Here is a 20,682-nt window from a genome sequence, read left to right on the forward strand (position 1 = left end):
CAGATTCCTCTAGCGGGGTTATCCAACAAATGACTTCCAAGTCTGAGTTGAAGTCCTTTCCAACTACAATATGAGAAAACTACTTTTCATCTTACCCTGGCAAGCCAGAGCAATCATTGTAATTTGGGTAATCTCACGTGCCATGAGTCTATCAACTCACAGCAGCCATGTCCTAATCCGAAAACTTAGGCCATCAAATATTTGTTGACAGAGTAAGCAGCCTTGCGACCTTCACTGATGGCCCAAACCACAAGCGATTGTCCTCTACGGCAGTCTCCTGCTGCAAATATATTTTCCTTATTGGTACGGTACATCTCGTCTTTGATGTTGCCACGCTCGTTGGTTTCTATGCCCAACTGCTCCAGCAATCCCTCTTTCTGCGGATGCATAAATCCGATCGCCAAGTAAGCTCTGCCACATGGCAAAACTCTCTCGGAACCTTCGATTTCCTTGAACTGGAACTTTGACTTGTCCGTCCACTCTACGTCCACTACTTTCAATCCCGTCACCTCGCCCTGGTCGTTACCTAAGAATTCTTTGGTCAAGATAGACCAGTTACGCTCGGCACCTTCTTTTTGCGAGGTTGAGGTTCTCAAGATCAAAGGCCACTCTGGCCAAGGGTTGGTCGCTTCTCTGCCTTCTGATGGCTTGTCCAATAGCTCGATCTGTGTCACGCTATTGGCACCTTGTCTGATGGAGGTACCTACACAGTCAGATCCAGTATCACCACCGCCTATTACGATGACGTCTTTGCCTTTGGCGTTCATTTCATCCACGATCTTGGCATCCTCACCAGATACCACTTTGTTGGAGTTCTTTAGGAATTTCATCGCGAGATGAATCCCTTTCAAATCTCTACCTGGGATCGGCAAGTCTCTAGCGATCGTGCTACCAGTCGTGATGGCTATCGCATCAAATTTTGCTTCGATCTCTTTGGCATCAATGTCCTTGCCGATCTCTACACCACATTCAAATTTTACACCTGATGCTTTCATCAGATTTACCCTGCGCTCTACGACTGTTTTTTCCAATTTGAAATCGGGAATACCAAACCTCAACAAGCCACCAGGCTGTGTGTCACGCTCAAATACGGTGACATCATGCCCTAGTTTGCAAAGCTGCTCAGCAGCTGCCAAACCTGCAGGTCCAGAGCCGATCACAGCTACTGTCTTGCCAGTCTTCACTAATATGTCATGTGGTGTTTCCCATCCCTGAGCAAAGGCCTCTTCGGCAATTGTCTTCTCAATGTGCTCGATGCTCACTGGGTCTTTGTGAATCCCCAATACACATGAGCCTTCGCAAGGAGCCGGGCAAATTCTGCCTGTAAACTCTGGGAAGTTATTCGTACTCTTCAATATACCCCAAGCTTCTTTAAAATCCTTGCGATACACTGCGTCATTGAAATCAGGAATTTTATTGCCTAGTGGACATCCACTGTGACAAAATGGAATCCCGCAATCCATACATCGAGCTGCCTGATGATTTGTTTCTTCATCAGAAACAGGCTTCACGAATTCTTTGTAATGCTTGGTTCTTTTGTCTACCTCTTCGTACTCCAAAGAGTGTCGGTCGTATGTCAAAAACCCATCTACTTGTCCCATTCCTTATGCAATTTCTTTTTTAGATAATTTTTGTTTTTCAAGCACCGCCTTGTATTCTGTAGGGATCACTTTGATGAAGTGAGCCTTTTCGTTTTCCCAGTTATCCAATAGACGGAAGGCCACTTTACTGCCTGTAAATCTGTTGTGCTTGTTGATCATGTCTTGGAGGAATTCAAAATCTTCCACACCTGGTGCTTCCAACTCTACCATTTCCATGTTGCAGCGTGATGCAAAATCAAAGCCTTTGGCATAGATGTAGGCGATACCACCACTCATACCCGCTGCGAAGTTTTTGCCTGTCTCGCCTAGGACGACCACTCTACCGCCAGTCATGTACTCACAACCGTGATCTCCGACACCCTCGGTCAATGCAATCGCTCCAGAGTTTCTTACCGCGAATCTCTCTCCTGCCTTACCGTTGGCATACAACTCACCAGATGTAGCACCGTACAAATTCACGTTACCTATGATGATGTTCTCCTCAGGTACCAAACTAGATTTTTTGTTTGGATGTACAATGATACGTCCACCAGAGAGTCCCTTGCCTACATAGTCATTGGCTTCTCCTTCGAGATTGAATGTAACCCCTGCTGCCAAGAAAGCACCAAAACTCTGTCCCGCTGATCCTGTAAATTTGACCTTGATCGTATCTTCTTTCAATCCAGCTGCGCCATGTAGTCTCGCTACCTGACCTGATAGCATCGCTCCAGTTGTTCTGTTTTGGTTGTTGATACGGTAGTTCAATTTCACCTTTTTCTTCTCTTTCAATGCTGGTGCTGCATCGTCAATGATGTCATTGTCCAGTACATTTTCCAATTGGTGATCTTGATTTTCTGTCTTGCATGACAAGCCATCTTCTGCCGAGTGGAACGGATTCTGAAGTAGTGCTTCCAAATCAATGTTGCCCGCATATTCGGTAGCCAATGATCTATCGAAAGTCAAAAGATCCGTACGACCGATCAACTCATCGACAGTCTTCACACCCAACTCAGCCATCACTTCTCTCAATCCTGTTGCCAAGAACTTGAAGAAATTGACGATATGATCTACCTCACCAGAGAACAACTGTCTCAAACGAGTATCTTGAGTCGCCACACCTACTGGGCATGTATTGAGGTGACACTTTCTCATCATGATACAGCCTTCTACCACCAATACAGCTGTAGAAATACCCCATTCCTCAGCACCTAGTATCGCTGCAATTGCCAAGTCACGAGCCGTTCTCAACTGACCATCTGTCTGCAATTTTACTTTCTTTCTCAGACCATTTTTTTCCAACGTCTGGTGCGTCTCTGCCAAGCCAATCTCCCATGGAATACCTGCATGGTGCACAGAGCTAATCGGTGATGCTCCTGTACCTCCATCATGTCCTGCTATCAGGATATTATCTGCTTTGGCTTTGGCGACACCTGCAGCAATTGTACCTACACCAGACTCGGATACCAACTTGACATTGATATCTGCTTGCTGATTGGCATTTTTCAAATCAAAAATCAATTGTGCCAAATCCTCAATCGAGTAGATATCGTGGTGAGGAGGTGGTGAGATCAAAGTCACACCTGGTGTACTGTGTCTGATTCTACCAATGGTTTCATCAACTTTCTTGCCTGGTAGCTGTCCACCTTCACCAGGTTTCGCTCCTTGTGCTACTTTGATTTGTATTTCATCTGCATTGACCAGATAATGTGCGGTCACGCCAAATCTCGCAGAAGCCACTTGCTTGATCGCTGATCTTGACAAAGTACCGTCTTCATTGGGTTGATACCTGATCGCATCTTCTCCTCCTTCTCCACTGTTAGATTTAGCACCGATCTTGTTCATCGCTTTGGCGATAGTAGTGTGTGCTTCGTGTGAGATAGATCCAAAAGACATGGCACCAGTAGCAAACCTTGGCATGATTGCCTCGATAGGTTCTACTTCGTCCAGGCTAATTGGCTTCTTCGGATTGAATTTGAACATACTTCTCAACGTGACATTCTGCAAAGCCTGATTGTCAATAGCCTTTTGGTATGTTTTGAAAAGCTCATAATCTCCCAGTCTGGTAGATTTCTGCAACGCATGGATTACTTCTGGCGTGAAAAGGTGACGTACACCATCTCTCTTCCACTGATACAATCCACCTGTTTCCAAGGCTGGTGCTTCGTTGACCGTTTTGAAAGCAGTTTTATGCTCTCTAATTACTTCTTTTTCTAGGAGGTTAAATCCTTTACCAGAAATTCTCGATGGCGTTCCTTTGAAGCACATATCAGATACTTCGATATCCAGACCTAGGATTTCAAAAATCTGAGCTGACTCATAAGACTGTATGGTAGAGATACCCATTTTAGAAAGGATCTTTCTCAATCCATAATTCACTGATTTTCGGTACTGATTGAAATAGTGCTCAGGAGACTCTCCCAAGAGATCAGCCTCGTGCATCATGGTCTCGATGGCCATGTATGGATAGATCGCAGTAGCACCAAATCCTATCAAAGTAGCAAAGTGATGCGTCTCGATGATGTCTCCACCATCTATCACCAAACTTGCTTTGGCTCTTAATTTTGTCTGCAACAAGTGATTGTGAACCGCGCCAGTCGCCAATAGGGAAGGGATTCTGATTTTGTTGACAGTCAAAGCTCTGTTAGAGATCACTACAATGCTCGCACCTTCTTTGATTTGCGCTTCTACATCAGTCGACAGATCAATCAAGGCATTTTTCAAATCCTGGGTAGTCGGATCATAGGTAGCGTCCAACACCACAGACTTGAACCCCTTGACATTGATGTTTTTAATGTATTCAAACTCCGCAGTTGATAGAAACGGGCTCTCGATTCTCAACTTATGAGCATGCTCTGGGATGTGATCCAGTACGTTGTGTGACGCCCCCAAATAATTGATCAATGACATCACTGCCTTTTCTCTAATCGGATCAATCGCTGGATTAGATACCTGTGCAAACAGCTGTTTCACATATTGTGAAATGTGTGTCGTGCCTTCTCTAAATACCGCCAAAGCAGTGTCATTTCCCATCGATCCTAGTGGCTCAGTGCCTCCCTGAATCATGGGTTCCAAGATGAACTTGATGTCCTCTCGCGTAAAGCCAAAAGCAATTTGCTTTTGTGTCAACTCATCTACTTTCAAATATTTTTGGAAGGATTGCTGACCTACTTCGTCTTTGACACGAACCATGTTTTTGTCAACCCACTCCTGGTAAGGCTGTGCCTTAGCCAAAAATTCTTTGATTTCCTTGTTGTAAGAGATTTTACCAGTTTTCAAGTCGATCATGACCATTTCTCCTGGTCCTAATCTTTCGTTTTTCGCCACATTCTCTGGAGCAATATCTACTACTCCTACTTCCGAACTCAAAACCAATCTGTCGTCTTTGGTAAATACGATACGAGAAGGTCTCAGTCCGTTTCTATCCAATGATGCACCAATGGTATGTCCATCAGTATAAACCAATGAAGCAGGTCCATCCCAAGGCTCGAATATGGTAGAGTGGAATTCGTAAAATGCTTTTTTCTCTGGGCTGATCACAGTTTCTTCTTGCCACGCCTCTGGGACGAGCATCGCCATGGCATGCTGGATGTTGGTACCACCCATGACCATCAGCTCTAGCATCGCGTCTAAGTTTGCCGAATCCGAAAACCTCGAATTGCAAATAGGTGTCAAGACTTCCAATTCCTGATCGGTAAACTTGGTAGAGGTCAACAATGCTTCTCTCGCTACCATCTTGTTGATGTTGCCTTTGATGGTGTTGATCTCACCATTGTGAGCCAAGAATCTAAATGGCTGAGCCAATCTCCACTCGGGGAAAGTATTGGTCGAAAATCTAGAGTGAACCAAAGCGATGGCAGAGGTGTATCTGCTGTCTCTCAAATCTTTGTAAAACTCTGGTATCTGCCAAGTTCTCAATTCTCCTTTGAACACTATAGTCGTAGCAGAAAACGAAGGGATGTAAAAATCACTTACAGGGTAAGTCGACCTTACTTTGAATTCGATCAGTTTTCTCAACACATAGAGTGCGCGGTTGAGCTCTAGGCCTTTGAGCTTATCTTTAGACACGAAGATGTGGTAGATAGTAGGCTCAGACTGCTTGGCAATGATGCCGAGCTTCTTGTCATTGACTGGCACTTTTCTCAGCCATAGGTTGTCGAATCCTAATTCTGAAATTGCTTCATTGACAATGTCAAGATGACCTTGCTCTTCTTCTACATTCTTTGGCACGAACAATACGCCCACACCATATTTTTCCTTACTCGGTAATTTGATTTTCTTATTCTTGGCAATCGCATCAAAGTACTCGTATGGCACCTGTGTCAGAATCCCCGCGCCATCACCTGTTTCCCCATCTGCTGCAACACCACCTCTATGCTCCATTTTCTCAAGCATAATCAAACCATCAGACACAATCTGATGTGACGGCTTGTTCTTAATATGAGCAATAAATCCAATCCCGCACGAATCTCTCTCAAACTCCGGAGAGTATAATCCTGTATTATTTATATTTTGCTTCATAGACATATCCAAAAAAAGTAAATGTTGCTTGTGCTGCGCCTTGAATTATAGCAGAACTCTTCTAACTTTAGAGTTATTGGTTGGCGCAGATCATTTTTGAGTTTACAAATCTATATTTTTAATTCTCAATTATTTTGGTAGTTTAGCATAGTCATATTACGCCCAAACTCCCCTGTAAAGCAGTTAACTAACTGAAATTCAATTTATTAAATCAATAAAAATAGTACCATCAATATCATGTCCAAAAATTCAAGCGCACAGCCTCTCTTCCAGCTTATTAAGTCCTTGACCAAGTCGGAAAAGAGGAGTTTTAAACTTTATGTCAGTAGAATCAATGATGAAAGCGATGTAAAATTCATCGCACTCTTTGACATCTTAGACAAGTTAGAAGAATATGATGAAAATATCATCATCAAAAAGATGTCAAATATTAGCAAAGCACAATTGGCCAACCTCAAATCACACCTGTACAAGCAGGTGCTCCTCGTCTTGAGAATCAGCCATCTCAAATATGATGTGGACATCCAGTTGCGCGAAAACCTCGATTATGTACGATTGTTGTACAAAAAAGGGCTATATGATGAGAGCATGAAGCTGCTCAAAAAGATAAAAATCACCGCCAACAATTACAAAAAGAACATCTTCAAACTGGCATTGCTCAACTACGAAAAAAACATCGAAAATCAGCAAATGCTGTCTCTGGACATCACTACGACCCTAAAATTGGATAGAGAAACCAAAAGTATTCTCAATAAAATCAACGTTGCACAGTCGTTTTTTTCGGTGGCACTCAGGATGAAAGCCCAATTCCTCAAAGGAGGTATGGCACGCAGCGAGGATGAACTAGAAAAAATCAACAAAATATTCTATTCTAGCCTGCCAGAGTTTGACAAAGCACAAATGTCTTTTAGCGAACAATACAACATGTGCAGGGCTTATTACTGGTATTCATACTTGATTCAAGACTTCGAATCTTGTGTAAAATATACCGAAATCTGGGTGAGCATTTTCAAAGAAAACAACTTGACTCATTTGCGTCATGCGGAATTCCTCAGAGGTCTCAACAGGCTCCTTCAATCCTTGTTTAGAATCAACGACCGTGAGCGGTTCAACATGTACTACGAAGAGCTTCTTGAGTTTGAAAAACTCTACATGAAAGCGATCGATTCTAACAGTAAACAATTATTACTCAGATGTTTGACTGTTCAGACTTTGAACAAATGCTTCATGGATGGGGACTTCAAAAAACACGAACACAGCCTAGGCAGATACCTCCTCAAAATCGAAGATAGCCTTGAGTACATTGATAGAAATAACCAGCTGGTTATTTTCTACAAATCAGCCATCCTGTACTTCAGTTTGCAGCAATATGACAAGTGTATATCCTACCTTGACAGGATCCTCAAAGACCACGATGAGCACTTGAGAGAAGACCTCAAAAGTTTCTCATACATCATCTATGTCATTGCCCTCTATGAGATGCGTGATTATAAAAAATTGGAGAAAATAAGAAAGCGTGCTTTCGTCTATTTGAGACAGCGAAATATTCTCGGGCAGTTTCACCACATTATTTTGCAATTCATCAAGAAGTCAGAACAAATTATGCCTTTGGATCTGAAAGGCGAGTTGAAAAATCTGAGAAGTAGCCTAGAGCCATTGCGTGAGGATAAGTTCGAATCCAAACCACTTTTGTATTTTGACATCATGAGTTGGTTGGAAAGCAAGATATCTGGAAGGCCGTTTTTGGAGGTCGCCAAAGAAGCTGCTGAAAAACAGGAAAAATAATAATTCTTAGAAAAATACAAAAAGAGGCGATGTGCAAAACACATCGCCTCTTTTCATTTAGAAGCTATGGTCTCGTGCAGCAATGTTGAGTCTGAGCGCAACAGAGGTGTAATTGGTCGTCTGATCCAAAGTACGGTCGTCACTCTCTTGGTTGCGATAAATGTGCCTCAAATCAATGAAAAGATTCTGTCTGAGCATGTAGCTCGCCATCAAATCCACAAAGAGGACACGGTTACCAATGCCTTGCCCAATTTCATTGCCGTAATCACTGACTCTAGTAGTATAATCTTTGAGCACATCCCCTCCATAATTGGCTCCTGCGGGATCTGTCCCATACAATGTAGAAATGACTTTTCCACTTAAAAACAGGTATTTTACTGGTTGATAGCGGGCAATCACCACCAGCTCTTTAAAATTTGCACCTAACGGGTGGGCTAAGGGTTGACGATAGTGCGCATAGTTGGTAAAGATCGATTCATGGGCATAGGTAAAGGGTCTCGATAGATTATACTCTGCCTGCAAATCGAGGTTTTTCACTCCCAATACATTGATGTATTTCGCACCCAATTGTAATGAGTATTTGTTGCCCCACCAGCCCTCACCTGACTTCAACTCACCGATCACCATTTCATCCAGCAGTCCCTGTCCGTATAATTGTACACCTCGTATCACGTTCCATTTAAAATCCATTCCGAATAGCGCATTGTCCGGACTCCCTGTGAATTGTTCAATTGACCGATAGAAAATAATTGGGTTTAAATAATTCCACTCAAACGCCGAACTGGTACTATCTCCCCGATGAAACATGATGGCCTCAAATACCCCTACATTGAAATTGTCAGTCAGATTGATGCTCAGATGATGTGCCGTCAAGAACTTTTTTGGAAACACCTCAGTTCCATTTGAACCAAAAGTAGTGTAGGGGGCATCTGCCACCAATTCAGTAAAAAGATTCGTGTATTGGATTTTCCAGATTTTGGTCTGAATCTTCAAAAATGTACTAGGCGCACTGAAATCCGATAGCAGCAGAGACCTATAGCCATTACCCACAAAATTCTTGTCATGTCCAAACTGAATCCCAATGTGTTTGGTCGCTTGAACGGTAAAATAACCTCTCGCTGTAAAAAAATCTACCGCACCATCATCTCCATACTTCTTCCAAAATGCCTCATTGGGCACGACTCCATACGCTGAGGTATAATCCTGCACATATTGTGGAAACAAAGCCTGATTCTCTCCTATGTATGAATAAAAACCAACCTTCTCATCGATGCTACCTCTCAACTCCAATCCCCGTGTATTCACAAAAGGTCTGGCCGCAGCATTGCTATCATTGCCCAAGCCCAAATACAAGACTGGACTAATTTTGAGTTTGAACATCTCGGTGTTGACATGATAAAAGTCAGACTTGCTGCGATAAAACCACTTCAAAAATGGCTTTCTACTCATAGCAAATTTTTCACCGTCCTCTACATGCTCCCAGTTGTCAGTCAATAGGTACTTTTTATTGTTTGCGTTGACCGCCAGAGAATCCACCTGAGTCACTATATCCACTCTGCGGTAGGGTTTGTAACTGCTGTGAATACTTGGGCTAAAATCCCTATTGAGCACCTCCTCTCTGTCTATCAAGTGATAATAATCCTGATTCAAAGGAGCATATACGCTCTGCGCTGAGACGACATACGAGCACCCCCACACGGCTAACAATACCAAAGACTTGAGCTTCATTCTACTTAAATTTTGCGAACAATGATAGAGATTTCTGTTTGACTATTAAACCAACCACACCAATATTTATAATAAAAGCCTGATAGACAGAAAAGTATTTTGATTGTCTGGTTTGTTTTTAACACAGCAGTGCGTACTTTTGCAGTCCTTTTCACAAGAGAGGGCAAACAAGAAATCAGGGTTCATGGCAAAAACCATGGACAAAATTAAAACCATAATAAAATGAAAAAAGACATTCATCCAGAGTACAGAGACGTAGTTTTCTTTGATACATCTAGCGAATTCAAGTTCATGACTAAGTCAACTATGAGTTCAGAAGAAACAATCAAATGGGAAGACGGTAAAGAGTACCCTGTCATCAAAATTGAAGTTTCTGCGGCTTCTCACCCATTCTACACAGGTAAGAAACTATTCGTGGATACTGCTGGTAGAGTTGAGAAGTTCAACCAGAGATACAAGAAGAAATAATCCACTTTTCGGATTCAAATATTGGGGTCTTCAAGATTTACTTCTTGAAGACTTTTCTATTTTTACCCCCATGAACATAGCACTCATCGATCTCGCTCATCAACGATCGAAATTATATCCCCTTACCCAGACGAGACCTATTGCTGATTTGAGAATCGGCATCCTCACCATTCGCGAAAAGTGGGAAAAACGATTGAACACCAATATTTCCTTTCTGGCACATTCCAGTCTCGCTGAAAAATTTCCTCCGCTTCATCCATCATTTGACCTGATTATCAACGGAGCTATTTGCCCCAACGATGAACTCATCACTGCGATCCAAAACCTCTGCGACAACACTGTCCTTTGTAAAGGCGAGATACTGCTGGCTGCCAAAGGAAGTTTTAATTCATCAGAGACATTGGAAAACCTCGACCTAGCTGTAGAAGAGTATCTAGGAGATTGTGTTCACATCGACCGAACCTGGGATTTGTTCCTCAACAATGCACACGAAATCCAGCAAGACTTTGATCTGCTAACAAAAGGTAGAACCAGTGAGACGATCTCTGACCCTTATACTATCGTTTACGGAAAAGAAAACGTCTTCTTAGAAGAAGGTGTCAACATCAAAGCAGCCATACTCAACGCTGAGAATGGTCCCATCTATCTCGCCAAGGATAGCGAAATACAAGAAGGAGCCACCATCAGAGGGCCTTTTGCTCTTGGAGAGGGGGCTAGAATCAACATGAACTCTAAAATCAGAGAAGGCAGCACCATAGGACCCGGCTGCAAAGTCGGAGGAGAAGTTTCCAACTCCATCCTCTATGGCAACTCCAACAAAGCACACGATGGCTTCCTAGGCAATTCGGTGCTGGGTGAGTGGTGCAACCTAGGAGCAGACACCAACAACTCCAACCTCAAAAACAACTATGCCAAAGTCACCATGTGGGATGAAATCAGCCGAGATTTCATCGATACAGGACTACAATTCTGCGGATTGATCATGGGAGATCATTCTAAATCTGCCATCAACACCATGTTCAACACAGGAACCACGGTCGGCGTTTGTGCCAATGTATATGGTGCGGGATTCCCTAGGACACGTATTCCATCCTTCGCCTGGGGCGGGGTGAGGTCTATGCTTGTCTATGATTTTGACAAAGCCATCGAGACAGTTGATATTGTGATGAAAAGAAAAGGACAAACGATGGAACAAGCTGATGTAAATTTGCTCAGATCTATCTTTGAAGATAGCAAAGTCACTACCGAATGAGATTTGCAGATATACCAGGACTAGAAGACTCCAAACAACAGCTGATCCAAGCCATCAGAAACAACCACGTGGCTCACGCCCAGTTGTTTTATGGCATGGAAGGTTCCGCCAACATGGCACTTGCGCTGGCCTATACAGCCTACATCAACTGCCAAGAAAGAACCGAGACTGACTCCTGCGGACAGTGCAGCAACTGTACCAAAATAGACAAGCTCATCCATCCTGATTTGCAATTCGTCTATCCAGTCAGCTCTACCAAATCCGTAACGGGCAAAAATGTGGTCAGCACCAGTTTTCTCAAAGAATGGAGAAGCTACCTGACCGCCAATAAATATGGCTCTCTCGAAAACTGGAGTGCTCACTATGGAGCCGAAAACAAAAATGCCAATATATCCAAGGAGGAAAGTCGCAACATCGTCAAGTCCTTATCCCTCAAGGCTTTTGAATCCGAATACAAAGTACTCCTAATCTGGCTGCCAGAGCACATGCACGTATCTGCCGCCAACGGCATTCTCAAAATTCTCGAAGAGCCGCCAGAGAAAACCTTGTTTTTGTTGGTAACCTGCGATTACGAAAAACTATTGACGACTATCCTCTCTAGGTGTCAGCTGTTTAAGATTCCTTCGTTTTCCAATGAAGAGATCAGCCGATACCTGATGGAGCACAATGGATTGGATCAAGCCAAAGCCAACAAAGTCGCTTCGCTCGCCGATGGCAGTATCAAGACAGCGGTCGAAAATATCGAAACAGCCGAAGACGATGCACACGTTCTCTTCAGAGACTGGATGCGCCAGTGCTGGACAAGAGACTACACCGCCATCAATCAGTCCAATGAAGTTTTTTTCAAAATGAACAAAACCGCTCAAAAGCTGTTTTTGCAATATGCCATCAACATGATTCGCCACGCTTTGGTCACAGCTTTCCTCCCCGAGGAAAAACTCAAACTCAACAGCGACGAACAGGGATTTGTCACTAATTTTGGCAAGGCACTGACGAGTGACAAACTCGAAAAAATAAGTGGCGAACTCAATCAAGCAGCATATCACTTGGAGCGAAACGCCAACGTACGCATATTATTCATGGATTTATCATTGACCATCGGTCGAATCATGACGGCAAAATGAAAATAAAAATCGGGACGAGAGGAAGCAAATTGGCTCTCTGGCAAGCCTACTATGTCAGAGATCGCTTGGCAAAAGATGGAATCGACAGTGAGATCATCACCATCGAAACCAAAGGAGATAAAATCCTGGATGTCACTATTTCCAAAATCGGAAGCAAAGGGGTTTTCACAGAAGAAATCGAGGAGCAGTTGCAATCTGGCCACATCGACATTGCCGTCCACAGTGCCAAAGACATGCCCTCTAGCCTACCAAAGGGCTTTGAACTCATCGCGTTTAGTGAACGGGAAAAGGCTCACGACGTACTCGTCAGTCACAAAACCATCGATCTCAATCAAAAGGACTTGGTCCTAGGTACCTCGTCCACACGCAGAATCGCTTTCTTACAAAAGCACTTTCCTCATGTGAAGACAGTAGCAGTAAGAGGCAATCTCCAGACCCGCATCAACAAAATGAAAGATGGTGTCTGTGACGCACTCTGGCTCGCCTATGCGGGGGCTCACCGCATGGAATACGACGACATGATCGTCCATGAGTTTGATGAAAAGGAATTCGTGCCTGCTGTAGGACAGGGTAGCATTGCCATCGAAGTGTTTGAAAACATCTCTGAGGACAAAAAAATAGCTGTGAGAAAAGCCATCAACAACGTCGAAGCAGAAACCTGCCTGATCGCCGAGCGCAGCTTCCTCGCGGTGATGAATGGTGGCTGTAGCATTCCCGTATTTGGCAGGGCATTTATTGAACACGAAGCATTGACCCTACGAGGTGGTATCATCAGCCTTGACGGCCAGACGCAAGTATCCAAGACCTGTTCATGCACTCTCAATGCTGCATCCAAGGCAGGTCAAACCCTCGCCGAGTATGTTTTGGATCATGGAGGAAAGGAAATTTTGGATGAAATCAGAAAACAACAAGCTATAGATTAACAGTAACACATGAAAAAGCAATTCACATTACTATTGATGATGATGGTCATCTTGGTATCCTGCGCGAGCAACAACAAAGACTACATCGTGACCATTCATACCAGTTTTGGTGACATGAAAGTCCTCCTCTACGATGAGACTCCACTGCACAAAGCCAACTTCATCGACCTTGCAGAGTCAGGTCAATACGACAGTACCATTTTCCACCGTGTCATCAAGGATTTCATGATCCAAGGTGGAGGGATAGATACCAAAAATGGCACGAATAGCAACAAAACTATCCCAGCAGAACTAGCCAAAGGTTACATCCACGAAAAAGGAGCTTTGGCAGCTGCCAGAATGGGCGACAATGTAAACCCAGAGCGAGCATCTAGCTGGTGCCAATTCTACATCGTACAAGGCACAAAATACACAAAAGAAGAAATCGATCAATACGAAGAGCAAATGAACATGGGCAAGAAGAATCAGCTCTTCGGTGAAATCGTCCAAAAACCAGAAAACAAACAATACTTGGACAGTGCCCGCATGTACCAGAAACAAGGCAATCAAGCTGCAGTGGATTCGATCATTGCGCTCGTGATGGAGCAAGTGGAGGCTGACTTCACAGCAATCACCCTCACCGATCAGCAAAAGGAGACTTACGTCAGAATAGGCGGTGCACCACACCTAGACAATGAATACACCGTCTTTGGCAAGGTCGTAGAAGGGCTTGACATCATTGACCAAATCGCAGCTATAGAGACAGGTCGTGGGGACAAACCCACGACAGACTACTTCATCACCATGGACGTAGAAAAACTCTCCAAAAAGAAAATCACCAAGCTCTATGGATACGAATATCCTGAGAAGGAATAGAGCATCCATCATTAAGACTAATAGGAATATGAAACAGTTTTTTACCATCGCAATTGTAGTAATTACCACAATCTCTGCATTCAGTCAAGATTTTGAAGGAAAGATCACCTACCAAAATTCTTTTGTCAGTAAGATACCCAATATGACTGATGAACAGTTGACTGGAATGATGGGAACAATTCAAGAGTATTATATTCAAGAAGGCAATTATAGATCTGTATCGAATGGAAGCTTCTCTCAGTGGCAACTCTACCTCAATGCTGAAAACAGACTTTATAGTAAACTCTCTAACTCTGAAGTTATTTTATGGAATGATGGAAGTGTGAAATCTGATTCCATTGTTTCTATGGAATTGAACAAAGGTGTTGTAGATATTTTGGGTTATAAATGTGACGAATTGATACTAAGCTGTACGAGTGGAATTTAAAAATACTATTTCAATTCAGCCATAGGTTTAAACTCTAAACTTTATGAAAATCATATCTATGGAAATTGGGCTGCTTTTACAAGTCAATCAAATGCCCTCCCGTTAAAAATAGTCATTGATAATCCACAGTTTACTATGTCCAGCGTTGCAACAGAAGTGAAATCAATCGCCTTAGAAAATCAAATGTTTAAACTTCCAGAGAACGTACAAACAGCAAAAAGTCCATACTGATTACCATTGGATTGCCGTTAACTACTGTATGACTCTATAGCGTTGACCGCATCTGATTGAGAAGCAAGAGAAACTACTTTATATCGTACCTACTGGTTAGATAAAATTGTCAAGAGTTGCACCAAAATGGCTAAAAGCACGCCATTAGGAGATTTGGAAGCTTTAATTTAAAAAATGCATACTTTAAGGGAATTAGAATCAGGTCAACTAATTGGTTCAAAAACACTGAAACTAGCTTGTGGTTTAAAGGAGTTTCCAGAAGAGATTTTTTCTCTCGCCGAAACATTAGAAATCCTTGATTTATCGGACAATCAAATATCGGAATTGCCTGATGCGATTGCACAGCTGAAGAAACTAAGAATTATATTTTTCGCACGCAATTGCTTTACAGAGTTTCCTGCCATTTTAAAGCAATGTCCCAACCTAAGTATGATTGGTTTCAAATCCAATCAAATCCAATCAGTGCCAGAAAATGCATTTCCTCCATTGCTCAGATGGTTGGTTCTAACTGACAACAAGATCCAAAAGTTACCGAAAAGCATTGGTGATTGCCGAGTGCTTCAAAAATGCGCCTTGGCTGGTAACCTCATTGAAGAATTACCTTCAGAAATGGCCAACTGCGTCAATTTGGAACTCCTAAGAATCTCCGCCAACCAACTCACATCAATTCCAGCATGGTTGTTTGAGTTGCCTAAGTTGTCATGGGTGGCATTTAGTGGCAATCCTGCCTCACATCGCAATCAAATCAATACAGATCTAGCATCATTTGATTGGGATGATTTCTCGATCAAAGAACTTTTGGGTGAAGGTGCTTCGGGGTTGATCTCTAAAGCCCTCTGGAATACTAAAAAAGAAGAGGTCGCCATCAAGGTTTTTAAAGGAGACGTGACCAGTGATGGATTGCCAGCAGATGAAATGGAAGCAGCCATTGCCGTGGGATCACATGAAAACCTAATCCAAGTATTAGGTGAAATAAGGTATCACCCAGAAGGGAAAAGCGGATTAATATTAAAGCTTATACCTGCCGAATATATCAATTTGGGTAATCCTCCAAGTTTGGATTCTTGCACAAGAGATGTGTTTGATGAGACCTGTGTTTTTAATGGCAATGAGATACTGAAGATCGCCAAAAATATCGCCTCCGTTTGCGTTCAGCTACACAGCAAGGGAATCAATCATGGTGACCTGTATGCACACAATATCTTGGTCAATCAATCTGCAGCGTGTCTTTTGGGCGATTTCGGTGCGGCTTCTTTTTATGATGTCAATGCCGTTCTTTCGAAAAACATTGAGCGGATAGAAGTAAGGGCATTTGGCTGTTTGTTAGAGGATTTATTAAGTCTAACGAATGATAAAGAGCTCAACTCACAGCTTCTAAATAACTGGCAAAAGTTGATAGCTGACTGTACATTACCAGATGTTAAATCCCGACCAGGTTTTTCTAAGATTTTAGAGGAGCTAGAAGATGGATTACAAATCCTATAATAGCAAAGTCAAACAGCGGGTTGTAGATTGACAGGACACATAGCAGTAGAAATGATATAAAAGGTGTAGCTACAACCTAGACCGCCAGTCACACCGAGGTCTCTCCTTGTCACTCTGAGGTTCTCGAAGAGTGGACAAGCAGTACCGAAGCATCCGCACTACCTGTCCGATGGTTCGAGTTTAACCGCCGAGGCGGTTGCCTCACCATGACAGGGAGAGACTAGAGGAAGATGCATCACCGTTGCTGAAAGATTTTATCATGATGATTAATCGTTTATTCGATGTGCTCAATGATTTTTTTGGCGTCCTATGTCATTTTATGAAAGTGCAGAGTCATCTTATCGTGGTACGGGACGATTTTATGAGGGTGCAGAGTCATTTTGTCATGGTACTGAGCGATTTTGTGAGGGTGACTCGCTATTTGCTTATGGGTACCGGACGAACCTACACTACACTTTATTTCATTCTAAAACAAAAAGCAATATTCGCTACGGCAAGTACTAAAAATCAGTCTGCTTAAATACTGCATAACCTTGTCAACCAGCTGCATTGTGTTAAATTTGGTCATCATTCAAAAACTATTCTATGAAAACCAGAAATTATATCTCCCTTATTATCGCTCTCGTGGTGATGTATGCTTGCTCGCCTAAAAAAGCCCAAGAAGAAACCACAACAGAAACTACAGCGGTGACTTACGAAGTAGGTGCTGCCAAAGTCAAATGGACGGCATTCAAACTGACTGAAAGAATCGGCGTATCAGGTACTTTTGACGACCTGTCTGTCACTGCTGGTGGCGAAGGTTCGGTAGACAGTCTATTGGTCAACGGCACATTCTCTATCAATACATCTAGTGTCAACTCTAACGAAGCGACAAGAGACCCTAAAATCAAAGCTTCTTTCTTTGAACCATTCAATACCCCACAGATCACAGGTAAAATCCTAAGTGCTACAGGTGGAAGGGGTACCGTGGAGTTGATGATGAATGACACGACCAGTGCCGTGCCATTCACCTATATCAGCAATGATTCTACCTTGGTATTGACGACTTCTATCGACGTGACCAACTGGAACGGTGCAGCAGCAATCGATTCACTCAACAGCGTATGCGAATTGCTACACAAAGGATCAGATGGCGTGTCTAAACTATGGCCTGATGTAGTGGTACAAGTAACCATCCCTGCTAAGAAATAAGAAGATCAAAACAAGACTCAAAAAGGTCAGCGAGACATCAATCTCACTGACCTTTTTTATTTTGGACTCTTTGAAAACAAGATCAAACCCAAAAAGAGTCGAGCGGCAAACCTATTGCGCATTAGCAACCTATCCTTCTCCCAAAGGCACAGCATGCGTATGCTTGATTTCTGCCATTACAAAAGTGCTATGCGCACTCCCTACATTATTGACTGCCCCCAGCCTGTTGAATACAAAATCTTGGTAATGCTTCATGTCTCGGACGAGGACTTTGAGCAAAAAATCATAATCTCCAGAGATGTTGTAGCACTCAGTGACCTCCTCTAGGGCCGTGATCTCTTCTACAAACTGATGACCAATCTCTTTGCTGTGTTGCTTGAGGGTAATGTTGCAAAACACAATCAAGCCTCTATCCAGTTTGTCCGCATCTAGCACCGCAACATACTTCTTGATGAATCCATTTTTCTCCAACCTTTTGATCCGCTCAAAGACGGGCGTGGGCGAGAGATTGACCAGTTTGGCGAGCTCTTTGGTCGTCATGTTGGAGCTGGTTTGTAGGAGATTTAGGAGTTTGATGTCCACGACATCTAGATTTTGTACAGAATAATTTTCTGTTTTGTCATTAGAATTCATACTACTATAAATTAATAATCTTTGAAACTGATCAAACATAGATTCAATGACCAAATATATTTTATAATTCCGATCATATCACTTGATTAATAGATTTGCAAAGAAATTAAATCTATTGAAATCATGAAAACCAGCGTATTAGGCTATCCGAGAATTGGTAGCCAACGAGAACTAAAAAGAGCATCCGAGAAGTATTGGAAACAAGACATGGATGCTACGGAACTATTGCTGACAGCCAAAACCATCCGACGACAAAATTGGGCTTTGCAACAGAAGGCAGGGGTCGACTTCATTCCGTCCAACGATTTTTCACTCTACGATCAGGTATTGGACATGTCACTGATCCTAGGATGTGTGCCAAAGCGCTACCAAAAAGTAAAACAAGAACTGTCAAGCTTGGATCTATATTTCGCCATGGCGAGGGGAATCCAAAAAGAGGGCTATGACATCACTGCGATGGAGATGACCAAGTGGTTTGATACCAACTACCACTACATCGTACCAGAGTTCGAAAAAAACCAGGCCTTCGTCCTAGATGCCAGCAAAATAGTCGACGAGTATTTGGAAGCCAAAGAGCTGGGTATAGAAACCAGGCCTGTCCTGATCGCACCGGTGACTTTCTTACTCTTGGGCAAGGAGAAAGAAGATGGCTTTCACCGTCTGGATTTGCTAGATAGTTTACTGCCAGTCTATTTCGAATTACTGGCGAAATTGGTCAATCTAGGTGTGACTCATCTCCAACTAGATGACCCTTGTCTGGCACTCGATCTCAATGATGCCGAACGGACAGCCATCACCCAAACCTACAGACAGATCGCTGAAAAATTTCCCTCACTCAAGATCGTTTTGACCAGCTATTTCGAATGCTATGGAGAAAATCTGGATACTGTCCTGTCTTTGCCTATCGAGGCATTGCACCTAGATTTGGTACGCTGCGAGTCACAGTTGGAGGATGTATTGGCATCCAAGCAATTGAACAGCACCCTCAAATTGTCTTTGGGATTGGTCGATGGTCGCAATGTCTGGAAAAATGATTACCAAGATTCATTGAATAAAATCCAACAAGCCGTATCTCAATTGGGTACAGATAGGGTTTGGGTCGCCACCTCTTGTTCACTCCTACACAGTCCTTGTGATTTGGATCTAGAAGAAAATAGCAACCAATTGCCAACAGCTGTCAAAAACTGGTTAGCCTTTGCCAAGCAAAAAGTAGATGAAGTAGTGGCACTCGGCGAGCTTGCTGGACAAGCCAGATCAGAGGATGCAGTTCGAAATTTAGTTGCCAACAAACAAGCCAATGAAGAAAGAAGAAGCTCAGGGTTCATCCACGATCCCAAAGTAAAACGCCGCGTCAGTCGATTGGCTCCATCGCACAGTCAGCGGGCGTCATCATTTAGCATCAGACAAGCCAAACAGCGCGAGGTGCTTCGTTTGCCTCTGTTTCCGACTACCACGATTGGGTCATTCCCCCAAACACCAGAAGTCAGAAGTTGGAGAGCTAAGTTCAAAAAGCAGGAGTTGAAACAAGGTGAATACGATCAATTGATCAAAACCGAAACCGAAGAAACCATCAGATTCCAAGAAGAAATCGGTCTCGATGTGTTGGTGCATGGTGAGTACGAGCGCAACGACATGGTGGAGTATTTCGGAGAGAAACTGGAGGGTTTTGTATTCACCCATTTTGGATGGGTTCAGAGCTATGGCAGTCGCTGTGTCAAGCCTCCAATTATCTTTGGAGACGTGTACAGAAAACAGCCCATGACCGTCAAATGGTCCGCCTACGCACAATCCCTGACCGACAGACCAGTGAAAGGAATGTTGACAGGCCCTGTTACAATCCTACAGTGGTCGTTCGTACGAAACGACCAGCCAAGGTCCACTACTTGTCAACAGATCGCTTTGGCTATCCGAGATGAAGTTTGCGACTTGGAGGCAGCAGGTCTTAAAGTCATTCAAATTGATGAGCCAGCCATCAGAGAAGGCTTGCCACTCAGAGTGGAAAACTGGAAGGAATATCTGAATTGGGCTGTCGAGGCATTTAGAATATCTGCTAGTGGCGTACAAGACCAGACGCAGATTCACACGCACATGTGCTATTCAGAGTTCAACGACATCATCGAAAACATCGCAGACATGGATGCCGATGTGATCACCATCGAAACCTCGAGATCAGAAATGGAGCTGCTAGATGCCTTCGTCGAATTCAAATACCCTAATGAAATCGGCCCAGGGGTTTATGACATCCATTCGCCACGTGTCCCGAGTCAAGAGGAGATCGAAAAGCTGCTGCAGCGAGCGAGTGAATTGCTACCAATCGAGCATATCTGGGTCAATCCAGACTGCGGACTCAAAACCAGACAATGGCCGGAGACCAAAGAAGCCTTGATCCATCTGGTCAATGCTGCCAAAAAAATGAGAGAGGCGGTAGCCATCGAAGCGTAACACAAATTGGTAATAAGTAATACAAAAGCCGAAGAAGCTG

The 20,682-nt window shown here is 43.3% G+C and carries 14 protein-coding genes; 10 read left to right on the top strand and 4 right to left on the bottom strand.

What is annotated here, in order from left to right; translation table 11 throughout:
• Positions 1-185: 185 nt before the first annotated feature.
• Both N6H18_RS05130 and gltB read right to left on the bottom strand, forming a co-directional pair.
• Positions 186-1,601, bottom strand: a complete 1,416-nt coding sequence (locus N6H18_RS05130; protein WP_262310762.1) for a glutamate synthase subunit beta — start codon at positions 1,599-1,601, stop codon at positions 186-188.
• 3 nt (positions 1,602-1,604) lie between these two features.
• The gene (gene gltB, locus N6H18_RS05135; protein ID WP_262310763.1) at positions 1,605-6,098 is read right to left on the bottom strand and encodes a glutamate synthase large subunit; all 4,494 of its coding nucleotides are present in this window, start codon (positions 6,096-6,098) and stop codon (positions 1,605-1,607) included.
• A 237-nt stretch (positions 6,099-6,335) separates the two neighbouring features.
• On the opposite strand from gltB, the gene N6H18_RS05140 reads away from it, so the two are divergent.
• Positions 6,336-7,883 carry a hypothetical protein gene (locus N6H18_RS05140; protein ID WP_262310764.1) on the top strand — a complete coding sequence of 516 codons (1,548 nt, stop codon included), beginning with the start codon at positions 6,336-6,338 and terminating at the stop codon, positions 7,881-7,883.
• A 57-nt stretch (positions 7,884-7,940) separates the two neighbouring features.
• Here the strand turns inward: N6H18_RS05140 and N6H18_RS05145 are convergent, their stop codons facing one another.
• On the bottom strand, positions 7,941-9,611 hold the full coding sequence (locus tag N6H18_RS05145) for a capsule assembly Wzi family protein (protein WP_262310765.1): 1,671 nt from the start codon (positions 9,609-9,611) through the stop codon (positions 7,941-7,943).
• 222 nt (positions 9,612-9,833) lie between these two features.
• Between N6H18_RS05145 and N6H18_RS05150 the strand changes: the two genes are divergently transcribed.
• The 8 genes from N6H18_RS05150 to N6H18_RS05185 all read left to right on the top strand — a co-directional run bounded on the left by N6H18_RS05150 (position 9,834) and on the right by N6H18_RS05185 (position 17,567).
• Positions 9,834-10,079, top strand: coding sequence for a type B 50S ribosomal protein L31 (locus tag N6H18_RS05150; RefSeq protein WP_262310766.1), 246 nt, complete (start codon positions 9,834-9,836; stop codon positions 10,077-10,079).
• A 70-nt stretch (positions 10,080-10,149) separates the two neighbouring features.
• Positions 10,150-11,331 (top strand): putative sugar nucleotidyl transferase, encoded by a 1,182-nt coding sequence (locus N6H18_RS05155; RefSeq protein ID WP_262310767.1) that lies wholly within the window; start codon positions 10,150-10,152, stop codon positions 11,329-11,331.
• A complete protein-coding gene (locus N6H18_RS05160; RefSeq protein ID WP_262310768.1) occupies positions 11,328-12,455 on the top strand; it encodes a DNA polymerase III subunit in 1,128 nt (375 codons plus the stop codon). Before N6H18_RS05155 ends, N6H18_RS05160 begins: the two co-directional genes overlap by 4 nt.
• Entirely contained in the window at positions 12,452-13,378 is a 927-nt protein-coding gene (gene hemC / locus N6H18_RS05165) for a hydroxymethylbilane synthase (RefSeq protein ID WP_262310769.1), read from the top strand. Before N6H18_RS05160 ends, hemC begins: the two co-directional genes overlap by 4 nt.
• Positions 13,379-13,387: 9 nt before the next feature.
• A complete protein-coding gene (locus N6H18_RS05170) occupies positions 13,388-14,233 on the top strand; it encodes a peptidylprolyl isomerase (RefSeq protein WP_262310770.1) in 846 nt (281 codons plus the stop codon).
• Between the two features lie 28 nt (positions 14,234-14,261).
• Positions 14,262-14,660 carry a hypothetical protein gene (locus N6H18_RS05175; protein ID WP_262310771.1) on the top strand — a complete coding sequence of 133 codons (399 nt, stop codon included), beginning with the start codon at positions 14,262-14,264 and terminating at the stop codon, positions 14,658-14,660.
• Positions 14,661-15,065: 405 nt separating this feature from the next.
• The gene (locus tag N6H18_RS05180; protein WP_262310772.1) at positions 15,066-16,376 is read left to right on the top strand and encodes a leucine-rich repeat-containing protein kinase family protein; all 1,311 of its coding nucleotides are present in this window, start codon (positions 15,066-15,068) and stop codon (positions 16,374-16,376) included.
• 585 nt (positions 16,377-16,961) lie between these two features.
• A complete protein-coding gene (locus tag N6H18_RS05185) occupies positions 16,962-17,567 on the top strand; it encodes a YceI family protein (protein WP_262310773.1) in 606 nt (201 codons plus the stop codon).
• Between the two features lie 129 nt (positions 17,568-17,696).
• Here N6H18_RS05185 and N6H18_RS05190 read toward each other — a convergent pair whose 3' ends face one another.
• Complete coding sequence (locus tag N6H18_RS05190; RefSeq protein ID WP_262310774.1) at positions 17,697-18,200, bottom strand: Lrp/AsnC family transcriptional regulator; 504 nt, start codon at positions 18,198-18,200, stop codon at positions 17,697-17,699.
• A 123-nt stretch (positions 18,201-18,323) separates the two neighbouring features.
• Between N6H18_RS05190 and metE the strand changes: the two genes are divergently transcribed.
• Positions 18,324-20,642 (top strand): 5-methyltetrahydropteroyltriglutamate--homocysteine S-methyltransferase, encoded by a 2,319-nt coding sequence (metE, locus tag N6H18_RS05195; protein WP_262310775.1) that lies wholly within the window; start codon positions 18,324-18,326, stop codon positions 20,640-20,642.
• Positions 20,643-20,682 lie beyond the last annotated feature (40 nt).

This window comes from Reichenbachiella agarivorans (assembly GCF_025502585.1).
Taxonomy (GTDB): Bacteria; Bacteroidota; Bacteroidia; order Cytophagales; family Cyclobacteriaceae; genus Reichenbachiella; species Reichenbachiella agarivorans.